This window comes from Spirillospora sp. NPDC048911 (assembly GCF_043198015.1).
Taxonomy (GTDB): Bacteria; Actinomycetota; Actinomycetes; order Streptosporangiales; family Streptosporangiaceae; genus Spirillospora.
In genome coordinates this window covers 39,339-53,333 of record NZ_JBICUD010000020.1, presented here as the reverse complement: position 1 = coordinate 53,333, position 13,995 = coordinate 39,339, and the positions used below count along the sequence as shown (strand labels likewise).

Below are 13,995 nucleotides of genomic sequence, written 5' to 3'. Positions count from 1 at the left end.
CCCGGCATGGGGGTTAGGCGTCGCGTGTGTGTAGTAGGACGGTGCCGGCTGCGAGTGCGGCGGCGGCCCAGGCGGCGGTGACGCCGAGGCCGGCCCAGGGGCTGAGGGGCAGGTTGTGGAGATCGGTGGTGGCTTGGCCGGTGAGCCCCGCGTTCATCGGCCCGATTCGCTGGAGCAGACGCTGCCAGTACGGATCGCCGATCACCTGGGAGAGGATGGGGAGAAGGTAGGGCAGAAGCAGGCTCTTCGCCACCGAGGCGATCCTGAACGGGATGCCGCCCGACATCTGCCAACTGATCATGGGGCACGCCAACATCAACACCACGATGGGCTACAAGAAATCTCGGGAATTGCATCAGACGGGCGCGGATCCGCAGGTCGCCAGATGAAGGAGTTCTCCGGATAGGTACGGCGAAGGAGCGGTCTATGCCTTCTGGCCTGAACCGATTGCAGGATGCTCCCGTTAGATGCATGATCCGACCTTCAAGCGGTGGTGTTTGGGATGCTCCGGAAGGTCCAGAGCACCCCAAGGCCACAGGTCAACCGTGGTGCCGCGCCTGCAAGCAGCGCTGGGCCACCTGCAGCCAGTGCGGCGAGCTTGCGCCGATCCGCGGCGGCACCCGAGCCGCTCCGCTCTGCGCCCGGCGCACCAGACCCGACGAGACCTTCTGGAAGAGCTGCGCCACCTGCGGCCGGGCCGACCGGATTAACGCGGGACGATGCGTTCGCTGCGCCGTCGAACAGCGCCTTCGTGCCGAGCTCGGCGACGCGTCCGGGCAAATCGACCCGCGCTTCGACAAGCTCTTCGCCGCGCTCACCTCCTCCACGCGACCGACCACCGTCGACCGCTGGCTCAACCGCAGCGCCGCCCCGAGAATTCTCCGAGCTCTGGACGACACGGACCTCACCCACCAGGCCCTGGACGGCCTGCCGGCCGGCAAGGCCGTGCAGCATCTGCGCAGTGTCCTGGTCGCGATCGGCGTCCTGGAGCCTCGCGACGAGCAGATGGTCCGCCTGGAGAGCTGGATGACCACGGCCATCACCGCCCGACCCGACCCGGACGAGCAGCACCTGCTGCGTCGTTACGCCATCTGGCACGTTCTTCGGCGCCTTCGCCGCCGCACGGTTGCCGGTGAGACCACCCACAACCAGCTCTCGACGGCACGCCAGCAGGTCAGGGCCGCCATCGTCGTGCTCGATTGGCTCACCGCCCACGATCTCACTCTGGCCACCTGCACCCAGAAAGATCTCGAAGCCTGGATCACCAGCGACGAGGCCACGCACCGCCGCGAGGCGGGCCATTTCATCCGCTGGGCGACCAGCCAGAAGCTGACCGACCTCACCTTCCCCGCGACCAAATGGGGTGGTCCACAGCAGGCACTCGACGCCGAGAACCGCTGGGAACAGGCCCGTCGCCTCCTGCACGACGACGCCGTGAAGCTCGAAGACCGGGTCGCTGGTCTCCTCGTGCTCCTCTACGCCCAATGGCCCTCTGCCATCAGCCGTCTCACCCTCAACCACCTCGATCTCCACGGCGACCAGGTGAAGCTCCACCTCGGCCGCGAACCCCTCACCCTCCCCGAACCCCTGGCCGGCCTGACCACCCAGCTCGCGGCCACCCGCCGCGGACACGCCGCCATCGGACACCAAGAAGCATCGCCCTGGCTGTTCCCCGGAGGCCAGCCAGGCCGCCCCATCAGCGCCGCCCAGCTCACCGAGCGGCTCCGCCAGATCGGCATCCAGCCCGGTCGAGCACGCTCCACCGCCCTCTTCCAGCTCGCCACCGACCTGCCCGCCGCGCTCCTGGCCCGCCTGCTCGGCATCCACATCAGCGTCGCAGTCGCATGGCAGCGCGCCTCCGCCGGCGACTGGACCAGCTACGCAGCAGAGATCAGCCGCAGAAAGGCCACCGCCGATGAATGAGACGTGGAAGTTCGAGGAGTTCCCCTCGGCGCTGACCTCCCAGACAGCCGTCGAGCAGCTCCGCACCCGGATCAACGAGGGACAGCTCGAAACCTGGCTGACCAGTTCTTCCGGCCGCCTGCTCGCCATCGTGACCAACGGACAACGAGCAATGGTCATGCTGCTCGATGACGACGCCGACCCAGGCCAGCACGCGGTCGACCCGGCAGCCGACGGAAAGAGCGACGGCTTCGTCCTCGCCAACGGACAACACGACGAGTACGCCAACAAGGACACCATTCCGCTATCGGAAGCGCTCCGGATCGTCCGCCACCTCGTCGACGAGGGCAACCCGCCCAGCGACGTCACCTGGGCGATCGACCGGTGAGATCCGCACACCGGCAAGTCCGCCTCGCCCCTCCGAGTCCAAGGCATTCGGACAGTTGCGATATCTGACGTCGCCAGAGCACGTCACCGGCACCCACGTCGAAGATGCCTGGCTCGCCGGCCAGCAGCGCGCGGCCACCCGGTTGGAAGGACTACGGCGATGAAGTGGAACCTGCGGCTCGCGGCCGCCAACCGCGGCATTTGGAAGGCCTCCGAGCTCCAGCGGATACTCGCCGAGCACGGCCTGGTCATCAGCGCCGGGAAGATGTCTGGGCTCTGGTCGGGCGAGCCCGCCAGCATCAAGCTCGACGACCTCAACATCATCTGCGCCGTCCTCGGCTGCGGGGTCGAGGAACTCCTCCTCCCGCAGCCGGAGAAGGTCCAGCGGGTCGGCGAGCAGGAGCAGCAAGCTTCCGCAGTGGCGACGGGCGGTCCGGCCGTGACGCCCAAGCGCCGAGACGGCCGATCGCTCCCGCCGGTCTGAAGTGCCGCCGCGAGAGTTCCGGAAAGGCCCCGCCAGCTGCATCGACTGCCTGGCCTGGGGCGTCCTGAACGGTCGACGCTGCGCCGCCTGCACGCTCTGGCGGCACAACCGGCACCGTCACGAAGACGGCTGCTGCGCGGGCTGCGGACGACGGGAACTGCTCCGCAAGGGCTACTGCCGGATGTGCTGGAACCAGGCACGAGCAGAGGCCGTCGAGATCAGAGCCGCCGGAGACCGACGACAGAAGATCATCGCTTCCACCTTCCTCGATCAGGTTGGAGCCTTCCACCAGCTCTTCTTCGCCGGAATGCACCGTCAGCGGGGCTCGGCGACCACCTCCGAGCGCAAACAGGAGCGGCGCGGCCGACCCCGCCGGCAACCGCCTCCGCCAGCCGGGCAACCGGCACTCCGATGGACCCAGCCGAAACTGTTCGAGGCATCCCGCGACTTCACCCGTTTCAACGAACGCACCGATGCCGACCCCGACAACCCCTGGCTGGCCTGGGGTGTTCACCTTGCCCACCAGATCGGCGAGACCTACGGCTGGCGGCGCGGCACCCGCCTTGGCGTTCATCGCGGCCTGATCATCATGCTGTCCTCGCACACTACCGGCGATCTCGTCCGCTCCTCCGAGTTGTTCCCCGCGATGCGGGCCCTGGATATCAGCGTCGAACGCGTCGCCGAAGTCCTGACCGCAATGGGCGTCCTCCTCGACGACCGCACGTCGTCGTTCGAGACCTGGCTGGAGCGCAAGCTCGACGGCCTGACCGACGGGTTCCGGCAGACCACGAGGACTGGCTGCGCGCCATGCGCGATGGCGGCCCGCGCACCAAGCCACGCAACCAGGCCACGGTCTGGACCCACATGGGCTACATCCGTCCGACGCTTCTGACCTGGTCGCAGCGCTACGACCATCTCCGGGAAGTCACCCACGACGACGTTCTTGCTGCTCTGGACGAACTGACCGGCTCCCGCCGATCCAACCTGCTGGTCTCCGCCAGGTCCCTGTTCGCCTTCGCCAAGAAGACCGGAAAGATCTTCCGGAACCCCACGAGCGGGATCCGCGTCGGCCAGCACACCTACGGCCTCGCCCAGCGGTGGGACCAGGACGACGTCGATCAGGCCGCCGAAGCGGCCACCACCCCGGCCGCCCCGGCTGGTCCTCATGCTCGCCGCCGTTCACGCCGCCCGGACCGGCGCCATCCGCGCCCTTCTCCTGGACGACGTCGACCTCGGTAACCGGCGCCTCAACATCGCTGGCCGCTCCCGCCGGATCGATGAGTTCACCCACCGAACCCTGCTCGAATGGCTCGACCACCGGCAGACCCGCTGGCCGGGCACCGCCAACCCGCACCTGCTCATCAATCAGATGAGCGCCCACGGCACCGGCCCGGTCAGCACCATCTACTTGGCAAAGCCCACCTTCGCGGCAAGACCGCGACCTTGGAACGCCTCCGCGTCGACCGGCAACTCGAAGAAGCGCTCGCCCACGGCCCCGACCCGCTTCACCTCGCCGCCGTCTTCGGCCTCGACCCCAAGACCGCCATCCGCTACGCCGAGAACGCCCGCACCCTCCTGACCGCGGCAGCCGAGGGACAAAGCCCCACCGATGGCCCGCATGAGAAGTGAGGCGCCCAGCGGACAATCTGCTGGTCAGCCCCATCATGATGGAGGGATGAGAATCCCGTACCACAGCGCCGGGGACCAGGTCCCGTCGCCTGCTCTCGTGGCTGCTTGGTTCAAGATCGAGGACCTGGCGACAGAACAGGTTCCCCTCTGGGCCGCTCATTGGATCGCTGACGGGAAGGACGGGGAAACGCTTCGGATCTTGGCAGGACTGGACGGATCCGACCCCCATGAAGTTAGAGACACCCTCGTCGCAGCTCTCGCAGACACCGGAACGCCGATTCCCTCCGACCTCCCGGAAGCCATCACGACCGTCTATCGCGATCTCGCTCAGCTCCACCTCGCCGGAAAGATCAGCGCCGAGCAGCTGATCTTCAAAGTCGCGCGGCTCGTCTCCAGTTCCGACCTCGCCGACGAGTACTTCGACCAACCCCTGGGAGCCGCCTACGGCTTCCACTACGAATGGACCTGCGGATGCGGTCACTGCAGCACCCCCGAGGAACTGCAGGAACCCCTTCGTGAAGCATGCATGGCGCAGATCAGCCAGCACCCGAACCAGCAACCCAGCGGTTGACGGACAAGCCATATCCACCAGTTCATACGAACCCAAGGGTCAGAACCAGCCACGAAGCCTGAACGTCCCTCAGTTCATCCTGAAGAACCTTCAGTTCGCCTGAACTCTGGGACTTCAGCGCAATACCGGCTGATCTCCTCGCCGAACGCGACGATGTCGTCGTAGGTGATGGCGGAGATATCGGGGTCGCCTCGCCAGAGCAGGAGCCGCGAAAGCGCCCAGGTCAGAGACGACCTGCCGGTGACGGGCCGATACCCCAGCTCCACGATCCGCTCGATGTGCCGCTCGAACAGCCCCATGTCCAGACCCAGCCCGGCGGCCACGTTCGGGTTGAAGAGGCTGTTGAAGTTACGGCTCAGCACGTAGGCCGCGTCCAGCGGTATGCCGTGCGCCAAGCTCAGATAGACGATGTAGGGGCCGGTATCTTGAGAGGGCCCAACCCGCTTCCCGGGTTCGTGCACGACTCGATCGTGCAGGTCCAGGCGGACCAGGAGCGGTTCAGCGAACCAGGCCTCAAGGTCGGGCCAGTGCTTGAGGAACCGGTCGTAGAAGTAGCGGCGAGATTTGATCGACTTCGGCGCGCCGGCGAAGACGTCCTTCACCCAGGCGAAGTACTCCTCTCGCGGGGCATGCTCGCGCCTCCGCGGCGACGCAGGCAGCGCGGAAGCGGTCACCGGTTGTCCTCCAGCGCCTTGGTGTACTCCGCCAGCACGGCCTCGTCAGAGACCCGGGTGTAGACCTTCACCGACTCCGGCGAGGCATGCCCGAGCCGCTTTTGCAGCGACAGTTCACGCATGCCGCCTTCCCACATCGCCGTGGCGTGCGTGTGCCGCAAAGCGTGCGGGGTCGTCTCCGCGGTTCGCAGACCCAAGCTGTCCATGTGGCGGGCGAACAGCTTGACCAGGGCGTCATAGCTGAGTGGCGGCCGCCTGGACCCGTTCCCAGCCGGGCTGGCGGCGCTCGCGCATCTGGGCGGTCACCAGCTTGCGCCTCATGCCACTGGCCAAGCGAAATGATCTGTGGGTGGTCCTTGTTGACTGAACTACGTCCGGAGTTTTCGCGCGAGCCCGAGCACGCGGTCAGCCGCGATTATGAATCGTTCTTTGAGTCGACGCTATTTTGTCGGTACGTACGAAAGTCAGTATTTCCTCGGATGTATTACGCGGGGCCGCAACAGATAATTTGATCATCTTCCCGCTGAGTCAGTGGTGGATGAAGTCTTCCAGTCATGATCGATCTGTTGTTCCGGTTCACGTCGAGGAGTGAAATGATCACGATTAAGGATAAGGATCTCATTGCTACCGACGGTCCTCCTGCGACCTTCGGTCGTATTTATGCTATTCTCCAGGCCGAGTTCGAGCTAGCGGTCTTTTCTGGCGTCGACACCGTAGTGATAACGACGGGGAAGACGCTCGCGACTCTCCTGCAGGTCGACCCCGTCACGACTGAGACGCTGCCTCCCTTCGACGAGGACGGTTTCGAGGGGGTGATCCAGGATCTGCATCTGAGTCGCGTGTTCGTGGGGTGGACGACCGAGCACGGCGGCACCCTGCGGCTGCGCGTGGTGTTCGAGGGTGAGGGGGTGGAGGTGCGTGGCGGCGTGGCCGACATCGACTTCGACTACCTGCACCTGGATATTTTCATGATCCCGTCGCTGGACGCCTCGGGCACCGTCGTCTGGACCATCGACCGGGGAATCGAGATCGACTTCAAAGGTGGGCTGAGCGGTGCGCTACGCGAGCTCATCGAACGCAAAGTGCTGGAGAGCCCGTTGGCCGCTTCGCTGGCCGAATCGCTCGACGGACTGAGGCCCGAGCTCAATAGACTCCTAGAGCTTCCTTTGACCGGTGGTATTTCCTCGATCGACGTCGACGAGGGCGAGGCGCACTTCGACAATGTCCAAGTCGGACAGCGCCGCATCGATGTCGTTTTCGACGCCGTCGAAATCCATGACGACACGGACGGGAGCGGACAGGGGGAACTCACTTTCGCCGCGACGGTGGAGGGCATCGACACCGGATTCTCCGCGACCGTGAACGCGGGGAGCGGGACACTGGTGCCGCTCGAAGGCCCCGCCTGGCGGATCGGTCTCACCGTGCAGGATGAGCAGCCGGTCTCGATGCGCTTCGAAGCCTTGGACACCGACCCCAATCGGTCGGAGTCGCTGGGCGTGATCAATATCGATCTCGACACCGGCACAGTGCCGGTCGTGCTGCGCCTGGACGGGCCGGGCCGCCGCTACACGGTGCTGATGAGGTTGGTCGTGCCGGGCGTCGTAGCGCGCCCGCCGAACACTCGCCATCTCCGGGTGTCCGTGCCGAGCGCCACCGTGGAAAGAGACCTCGACACCTCCGGGAAGGGTGAGGTGCAGTTCTGGGCGCTCATCGCCGACCAGCCGACCGCGGTGAGCGTTGAGCAGAAGGTCAAGGGCACCGACAACCCGGAGGTAACCCTCAGCGCCCCTGGCGGCGGCCCTCTGGAAGTGGAGCTCTTCCTGCCCGGGGGCGAACCCCTGGAGATGCGCGTCGTCGGCTGGGACAACGACCCCGGCCAGCGCGACTGGATGGGCGATGCCAGGCTCACCATTCCTGGCGACGCGATCGTTGCGGGATCCAGTCAAGTGGAGTCGGACTCCGCGGACTTCATCGCGACGATCGAGATCGTCGATCTCGATGAGCCGGTCGAGCCGGCGTCACCCCCGACAGTACGCCGGCTGGTCATCTTCGACAGCCTGACCGTCCGCAACGGACCTGGTACGCGCCAGATCCTGGCCACGGCGACGGCCAACGGGGTCGATCTGGGCAACACGCACCTGATCGACACCTCTTCCGGGACGACGGTTCCGCTCGCCGGCAGCCAGTGGCGCGGCGTGATCGCAGTCCCCGTCGACGAGGCCCTCGACCTGGCGGCGAGAGTCGTGGACTCGGGCCAAGATCTCGGTGAGGCGCTGCTGACGCTCGGCGTCGGCGACGACTACGGCCTGGGCTCGCACACGATGGTCGGGCCGGACGGCCGCTTTGAGTTCCGGCTGCACGTCCTGGATGCCGCCGTGACCCTGCCCCGGCTGGTGGTGTTCGAGAGCCTGACCATTCCCGACGACCACGACTGGGGCAATGCGGGCGAGATCCTGGCCACGGCGACGGCCGGCGGCATCGTCATGGGTGACACAGAGCCGATCGACGTCTCCTCCGGCACGACCCTCCCGCTCGTCGGCGGCTCATGGCGCAAAGAGATCGCGGTGATCGTCGGCGGCACCCTGGACCTGACGGTCAAGGTCGTGGACGTCGACGGCGGCGATGACGACCCGCTCAGTGAGTGGGAAATGGCATGGGACGCCGACGGCGCCTACGGCCTGGGCTCGCACACGTTGGGCGACTCGGCCTTTGAGGTTCGGCTGCGCATCCTCGATCCGGCCCAGGACACCGGTGATGTCCAGGCCACGGTGCGCTTGGAGAAGGTCGAGATCCTGGACGACCACACGGCCGTCGGGCCCGGCGAGTTCTGGGGCATCGCGTCGGTCAACGACTTCCCGGTGGGCAGCGGTGACCGGTTGACCGCGGGGCGCGGTGACACGATCGTGCTGGACTCCGCCCAGTGGAGCCACTGGGCCTCGCTCGATGAAGGTGAACCGCTGGAGGTGTCCTTCGAGGTGGTCGAGGCCGCCGACGACGACCACGTCAGCCTGGGCACCGCGACCGCGCACCTGACCTACCCCTGGCCCGCGGGCACACAGGTGGCGGCCTCCGACGAGGGCGACTTCCTGCTGCACTACCGGGCCTACGACACCGTGCCGACCGGCGCGAACCAACTGAACGTGACCTTCCTGGAGATCACCGTGCTGGACGACGGCGACTCGGCGAGCGAGGGCGAACTGCGCTTCTCGGCCACGGCCAACAACGAGGAGAGCGGCCTCAGCGTGCTACAGAAAGCACGACGAGAAGAGCCGCTGCTGCTCATGGGCGAGCTGTGGACGCTGCAACCGCGACTGGCCGCCACCGACCGGCTCACGATCGGTTTCTCGGTGTACGACGAGGACGGCGACACCCTCAAGCTCCTCGACCAGATGACTCAGCGCTTCACACTCGCCGACGACTGGGGACTGGGCGACCACACCGTCACCTCACCCGACGAACGCTTCCGCATCCGCTACACAATCGCCGGAACCGATGCCGAGTCGCTGCCCGACCTTCCCCGCCGCTACCCCCTGCTGGTCGAGTTCACCTCCGTACAAGTCGACGACGACGGCGACAACGCGGACCGCGGCGAGGTGAGCTTCACCGGCCGCATCAACGGGACGACGGTCCTGCAGACCCCCGAATACAAGGTCCGCTCGGGCGACACCGTGCCCCTGGGCGAGCCACTGGCACCGCGCATGGTGTGGGCGGCGCTCGACCAAGACCTCACCATCGAACTCACCGCATCCGAACGCGACAACGGCGACGACACACTGCTGGGCACCAGCCGGCGCGTCCACCGATTCGATGACGGATGGGATATCGGCTCCCACGAAGTACGGGCACCGGGCAGCGCCATCACCTCGGCCTGGCGGATCGACGCGGCCGACGGGCCCCGCATGCGGGTGAAGTTCCTCCAGGTGGACATCCTGAAGGACCACGAGCCCGCCGGACGCGGCGAGCTGATCTGCCAGGGACAGGTCAACGACGTGTCCACCGGACCGAGCCTGGAGATGAAGGCCGGCAAAGACGACAGCCTCTTCCTCGGCGGGCCGAAGTGGCGCAAGATCGTCTCCTATTCCACCGAAACCCCCAAGGTCGACATCACCTTCACCGTCACCGACCGCGACGGCCTGTCGGGCGACGACCTGCTGGGCACCGTGCGCTACGACGCCACCGACATCCTCCACTCCGAGCACGGCTTTCCGAGCAAGGTGTACGAGGTTCCCGCCGACACCGACCGCTTCACACTGTTCTTCCTCGTCCAGAAACTGGCATGACCGAGCACCTCGACCTGGGCTTGGAGACCGGGCGCACCGCATGACCTCCGAGCCTTCGTCTTCCCCCGGCTCACCGGGGGAAGGCGCCCGGCAGGGCCGTTCCCGGGTGCGCGGGCTTGTGGCGTGAGACCATGCCACAACAAGCGTCCCGGACCTTGGTGAGGGATCGGGGGGAAGCGGAAGAGGCCCGGTTATGACCCTTTCGTCGGGCGCGGCGCCGCTGGATCCGTTGCCCGCAGGCGACCGCCCGCGTGTGCCGCTGGGGTCGCCGCTGATCACCATCACCGCCCGCCGCCAAGGCTCCTTGGTACATCTTGACCTTGCACGGTGAGCTCGACATCGCCAGCGCCAGCGACCTGCAGGACGCATTGGATCAGGCCGTGGCTGCCATGGACCTGCCCTACATCGCCCTGGACAGCTCTCCGCTCGCCGGGTAGCCCCGGTGCATTGCTGCACCGGGGCCCCCTCAGAACCGTGCGTGCCACTCGTCGCGGCACACGGCTCAGGCAAGCCCCGAAGGGCGGTTCAGGCTGACTGTGCGGTGCTCCTGCGTTGGCGGGCGCGGTGCCCGCGGTGGCAGGAGGCGTGAACGAGGCGGGTTTGGTCACCGTCCGGTGGGCCGGGTCGGCCGTGATGCACGAGATAGTCGGCGGCAATCGCGGGCTTGACGACCTGGAGCCACCACCGTTCCCACTGGTCGGGGGATTGCGGTGGTTGCTCGGCGGTCAGCAGATGGCCTCCGCAGAGTGGGCAACGTGCGTCCTGCCTGGTGAGCAGCCGCAACGTATACCTATCGACGGGCGGTTTGATTCGCTTGCGCCGCGCGGCCCAATAGTCGGCCTGGGCGGGGTCGTCGGGAGACGCCGCGCCCACGACCAGGACGTGCCGGACAATGTTGGTCCAGGCGAACTTGGGCAGATAGGCGCCGTGGTCCCGGTCGCCGACCCAGCGCCTCGGCTTGTTCGGGTGGTTGTGGCGAGCCCATTTGTAGGTGAGCCGCCACATGTAGTTGTCCAGAGCGGTAAACACCCTGGACGCCACCACACTGCGGTAGTACGCGGCCCAGCCCCGCACGATGGGATCGAGCCGGATGATGACCGCCTGCGCGTTCGAACCGCGCAGGCTGCGCATCTCGGCCGCGAGCCGCAGCTTCAACCGCCTGACCGCTGCCGCGCTCGGTTTGGTCATCAGCTTGCCGTTGGGATAGCGGCGGATGTTGACCCCCAGGAAATCGAACCCTCGCGTGAGGTGCACGATTGTGGTCTTGTCTTCGTTGAGACCAGACCCCGGGGCTTCAGCCACTCGGCGAGCCTCACCTTGACCTGCTGCGTCTGTTTCTGGCTGTGACAGAGCGCGATCATGTCGTCGGCGTATCTGACCACGATCGGGCAGCCCGCCACCGTCTCCCCGGCGTGAACGCCGTCGGTGCGGTAGCGGACTCCAGCGGCCTCCTCAAGCCCGTGCAGTGCGACGTTCAGGAGCAAAGGGCTGATGACTCCGCCCTGTGGGGACCCCTCCTCAGTGGGGGAGAATCCCTTGCCCGCTTCGAATACCCCGGCCTTCAGCCAGTCCCGGATCATGTCCCTGGCGGGGAACGATCCGAGTGCCTCAAGCAGCCGGGAGTGGTCGATGCGATCGAACGCCGCCGCCAAGTCCGCATCCAGTATCCAGGCCCGCTTCGCGGTCTTCTGGCACGTGGCCTGAAAGATGGCCTGGATCGCGTCCTGGCAGCTGCGGCCCGGCCGGAACCCATATGACCGAGGTTCGAACCGGGCCTCCCACTCGGGTTCCAGCGCGTTGCGGACCCGTGCCTGATGACACCGGTCCACGATCACCGGGATTCCGAGCGGGCGCAGCTTCGCGCGATTTCCGGCTTTCGGAATGTGCACCCGCTTGACGGCGCGGGGCTGCCAGGTGCGGATCGTGGCGTGCACGCGCCCCGCCATCTCCGCCCTGTCAGAGGAGGTCAAATTGACCACCCCGTCGATGCCCGCCGTCTTGCGGCCAGCGTTGCGCTGCGTCACCTGCCGCACGCTGATCAGCGTGTTGGCGCGGCTTCGCAGCATCAGCTTCTGCAGGTTCCTGGCCTTGGGCCAGTCGCCTTCCTGAACCGCCTTGAAGATCCTGCCTCGCAGCCGCCGTACTTGTTCCTCGGCCACCCGCCAGTCGATGGTCTCCCACCTGCTGGCGTCCAGCTCCAGGAGCAGGCCCTCCCGGTCCGTTCACCTTGTTCCGCACGCCTGAGACGCGGCTGGGATCGGGCGTCCTCTGTACCCCGAGGGCAACGGTGTCCACGCGGCCGGGTTCGGTGCCCGGACCGCCGTTCGCCGCCTTGCAACGGGCTGGCCCCTGCTCATCCCGGACTACCGTCCCGCCCCGGGATGTGGACATGACGAGGCATCAGCGAGGATTCACGGTCGTTCGCCCCTCCAGCCTTCCCCTCACCTGTGCCCCCGGACGGAACGGAGGCCCTTGGGCTTTTCCCTGAGCTTCGAACCCCGCAGTTACCCGCAGCCCACGTCAGGGCGGGAACAGGTCTCGGACACTGACCCGGACTACGGTCTCGACATCGTCGAGCCTCCTTCCTCGCAGTCACTCAAAGCGTGCGACCTCATGTCGCAACCGAACGTGTCCCCAGCCGCCAACTGGACGACCGACCGAGGTCACGGGCTGTACGCGCCGCCGGGCCTCCGGGTGGATTCCGGTTCGGGCATGGCGGGATAAGACCGGCACCAGCCGCTCGGCCACTCCCGGCTAACTGATCGGCAGTGTGAGGAAGAACGACGTCGGTTCAGGTCAGCGCGATGCGGCCGCGGGACGGCGGGTGCTCGCATCCTGAACGTTATGTGAGGTAGTCGATTACCGAGAGCTACTTTGCCTCTGGTTGCGCGGACCCGAGCGGAGGGCCAGCAACCATGCCCATGATTGCGTTGTGTACTCATTCGACCGCTGTCCGTGATACTCCGGATGTTCAGGGTGGCCTGGGTAGATGCGCGCCTCTGTCACGTTCTGGAAGGGAACGGGATGTGTCGGCTGGAGTTGTCGTCTCGCTCGGTGGAGGGACTGCTGGTGGTGCAGGCTCGTGGGCAGGTGGATGTGGCGCACTGCCGGCGGCTGGATGAGTTCCTGGCGCAGGCCCGCCGGCGTTCTGGGCCTGTGGTCCGGAGTCAGCGCGGGCGTCACTGCTGGGCTCAACCTGGCCAGGGTGGTGAACGTGCATACAGCAGTCGCCCTGGGGATCTTCGCGGGCGTTGGCACTGCCGCCCTGGTCGGGTTGATGGCCGCAGAACTTCTCAACTCGCTCGTGAAGAAGTGATCAGCCCTGGGTGACGACGATCAAGATCACCCGTCGGTCAGCATCAGGCTGCTCAGAGCCAGGTCACTCGGGTGACGACCACGCGGTGTTCGTTGATCTCGTGGTGTTCGATGATCACGTAGCTGGCGAGTCCGTGTCCGGCTCCGAACGGATGTGTCCGCACGTTCGCGCCGGCGGGGTTGTCGGGGTTGTACTGGGCGCCGCTCCAGGGCGCCAGTTCCAGTGTCGTTCTCAGTTCCAGGTAGGCGGCCAGGGCTGCGGGGGAGAGGACCGAGAGTTCGGCGAGAACGTCTTGGGTCTCCTCGACGCGGTAGATCAACGTCCGCCCTCGAGATCGGCGATACGCCGCCTGATCATCTGTGTGGCGTCGACCGTCGGCACCCGCTCGCCACGCAGCAGGGCCTCAAGGGTGTCGCGAGCGATGCGGTGCTTGTCCGGATCCATCGAGAACACCGCGATACGCCGCCAAGCCTCGATGAACTCGTGAACGGGCGCCAGATCCAGATGGTCGGCCGCGGTGTTCATCGCCCGCCGCAACCCAGAGTCGAACCCAGCACGGTCCTCAGGTAGCAGCGCCGCACGGATCGACTTCAGGTCTTTACCTGGCGGCGTGGAAGCGGGTTCCGGCGCGCTGGCGGTCATGCCCCACAGTCTATGACTCGCCCACCGAACGGATGCGACCTCGGTCGGCGGCGATGCCGCTGCCAAAGACAAACCTTCTGTGGCCAACTTGACGTAATCTCTATATCGAA

At 66.5% G+C, this 13,995-nt stretch carries 16 protein-coding genes and 1 pseudogene; 10 read left to right on the top strand and 7 right to left on the bottom strand.

The annotated features are described in order from the left end of the window. Window positions 1-13: 13 nt before the first annotated feature. Window positions 14-301 carry a hypothetical protein gene (locus tag ACGFNU_RS49975; protein WP_392603897.1) on the bottom strand — a complete coding sequence of 96 codons (288 nt, stop codon included), beginning with the start codon at window positions 299-301 and terminating at the stop codon, window positions 14-16. A gap of 125 nt (window positions 302-426) precedes the next feature. Here ACGFNU_RS49975 and ACGFNU_RS49970 point away from each other — a divergent pair, with 125 nt between their 5' ends. The 7 genes from ACGFNU_RS49970 to ACGFNU_RS49940 all read left to right on the top strand — a co-directional run bounded on the left by ACGFNU_RS49970 (window position 427) and on the right by ACGFNU_RS49940 (window position 4,973). Further along, window positions 427-1,923 (top strand): hypothetical protein, encoded by a 1,497-nt coding sequence (locus ACGFNU_RS49970; RefSeq protein WP_392603895.1) that lies wholly within the window; start codon window positions 427-429, stop codon window positions 1,921-1,923. Next, window positions 1,916-2,290, top strand: a complete 375-nt coding sequence (locus tag ACGFNU_RS49965; protein ID WP_392603893.1) for a hypothetical protein — start codon at window positions 1,916-1,918, stop codon at window positions 2,288-2,290. The genes ACGFNU_RS49970 and ACGFNU_RS49965 overlap by 8 nt, the downstream gene beginning before the upstream one ends. 159 nt (window positions 2,291-2,449) lie before the next feature. Continuing rightward, window positions 2,450-2,773, top strand: a complete 324-nt coding sequence (locus ACGFNU_RS49960; protein WP_392603891.1) for a helix-turn-helix domain-containing protein — start codon at window positions 2,450-2,452, stop codon at window positions 2,771-2,773. Window positions 2,774-2,954: 181 nt separating this feature from the next. Further along, window positions 2,955-3,665: a hypothetical protein gene (locus ACGFNU_RS49955; protein ID WP_392603889.1), complete on the top strand. Its 711-nt coding sequence runs from the start codon at window positions 2,955-2,957 to the stop codon at window positions 3,663-3,665. Further along, window positions 3,638-4,012 carry a hypothetical protein gene (locus tag ACGFNU_RS49950; protein WP_392603887.1) on the top strand — a complete coding sequence of 125 codons (375 nt, stop codon included), beginning with the start codon at window positions 3,638-3,640 and terminating at the stop codon, window positions 4,010-4,012. Before ACGFNU_RS49955 ends, ACGFNU_RS49950 begins: the two co-directional genes overlap by 28 nt. Window positions 4,013-4,216: 204 nt before the next feature. Beyond that, on the top strand, window positions 4,217-4,402 hold the full coding sequence (locus ACGFNU_RS49945) for a hypothetical protein (RefSeq protein WP_392603885.1): 186 nt from the start codon (window positions 4,217-4,219) through the stop codon (window positions 4,400-4,402). 46 nt (window positions 4,403-4,448) lie between these two features. Then, a complete protein-coding gene (locus tag ACGFNU_RS49940; RefSeq protein ID WP_392603883.1) occupies window positions 4,449-4,973 on the top strand; it encodes a hypothetical protein in 525 nt (174 codons plus the stop codon). Window positions 4,974-5,047: 74 nt separating this feature from the next. On the opposite strand, the gene ACGFNU_RS49935 is transcribed toward ACGFNU_RS49940, so the two are convergent. Both ACGFNU_RS49935 and ACGFNU_RS49930 read right to left on the bottom strand, forming a co-directional pair. Continuing rightward, window positions 5,048-5,647 (bottom strand): hypothetical protein, encoded by a 600-nt coding sequence (locus tag ACGFNU_RS49935; protein WP_392603881.1) that lies wholly within the window; start codon window positions 5,645-5,647, stop codon window positions 5,048-5,050. Continuing rightward, a pseudogene (locus tag ACGFNU_RS49930) lies at window positions 5,644-5,892 on the bottom strand (tyrosine-type recombinase/integrase); the annotation flags it as partial. The pseudogene ACGFNU_RS49930 and the gene ACGFNU_RS49935, both read right to left, overlap by 4 nt. Before the next feature lie 309 nt (window positions 5,893-6,201). Between ACGFNU_RS49930 and ACGFNU_RS49925 the strand changes: the two are divergent. Then, window positions 6,202-9,927 carry a hypothetical protein gene (locus ACGFNU_RS49925; RefSeq protein ID WP_392603879.1) on the top strand — a complete coding sequence of 1,242 codons (3,726 nt, stop codon included), beginning with the start codon at window positions 6,202-6,204 and terminating at the stop codon, window positions 9,925-9,927. A 314-nt stretch (window positions 9,928-10,241) separates the two neighbouring features. Continuing rightward, window positions 10,242-10,364: a hypothetical protein gene (locus tag ACGFNU_RS49920; protein ID WP_392603877.1), complete on the top strand. Its 123-nt coding sequence runs from the start codon at window positions 10,242-10,244 to the stop codon at window positions 10,362-10,364. Window positions 10,365-10,452: 88 nt separating this feature from the next. Here the strand turns inward: ACGFNU_RS49920 and ACGFNU_RS49915 are convergent, their stop codons facing one another. Both ACGFNU_RS49915 and ACGFNU_RS49910 read right to left on the bottom strand, forming a co-directional pair. After that, entirely contained in the window at window positions 10,453-11,181 is a 729-nt protein-coding gene (locus tag ACGFNU_RS49915) for a group II intron maturase-specific domain-containing protein (protein ID WP_392603875.1), read from the bottom strand. Then, window positions 11,115-12,098, bottom strand: a complete 984-nt coding sequence (locus ACGFNU_RS49910; protein WP_392603947.1) for a reverse transcriptase domain-containing protein — start codon at window positions 12,096-12,098, stop codon at window positions 11,115-11,117. Before ACGFNU_RS49910 ends, ACGFNU_RS49915 begins: the two co-directional genes overlap by 67 nt. A 947-nt stretch (window positions 12,099-13,045) precedes the next feature. Between ACGFNU_RS49910 and ACGFNU_RS49905 the strand changes: the two genes are divergently transcribed. Beyond that, complete coding sequence (locus tag ACGFNU_RS49905; RefSeq protein WP_392603873.1) at window positions 13,046-13,243, top strand: hypothetical protein; 198 nt, start codon at window positions 13,046-13,048, stop codon at window positions 13,241-13,243. A 52-nt stretch (window positions 13,244-13,295) separates the two neighbouring features. On the opposite strand, the gene ACGFNU_RS49900 is transcribed toward ACGFNU_RS49905, so the two are convergent. Both ACGFNU_RS49900 and ACGFNU_RS49895 read right to left on the bottom strand, forming a co-directional pair. After that, window positions 13,296-13,562 (bottom strand): hypothetical protein, encoded by a 267-nt coding sequence (locus ACGFNU_RS49900; protein WP_392603871.1) that lies wholly within the window; start codon window positions 13,560-13,562, stop codon window positions 13,296-13,298. Then, window positions 13,559-13,885: a DUF6247 family protein gene (locus ACGFNU_RS49895; protein WP_392603869.1), complete on the bottom strand. Its 327-nt coding sequence runs from the start codon at window positions 13,883-13,885 to the stop codon at window positions 13,559-13,561. Before ACGFNU_RS49895 ends, ACGFNU_RS49900 begins: the two co-directional genes overlap by 4 nt. Window positions 13,886-13,995: the final 110 nt, after the last annotated feature.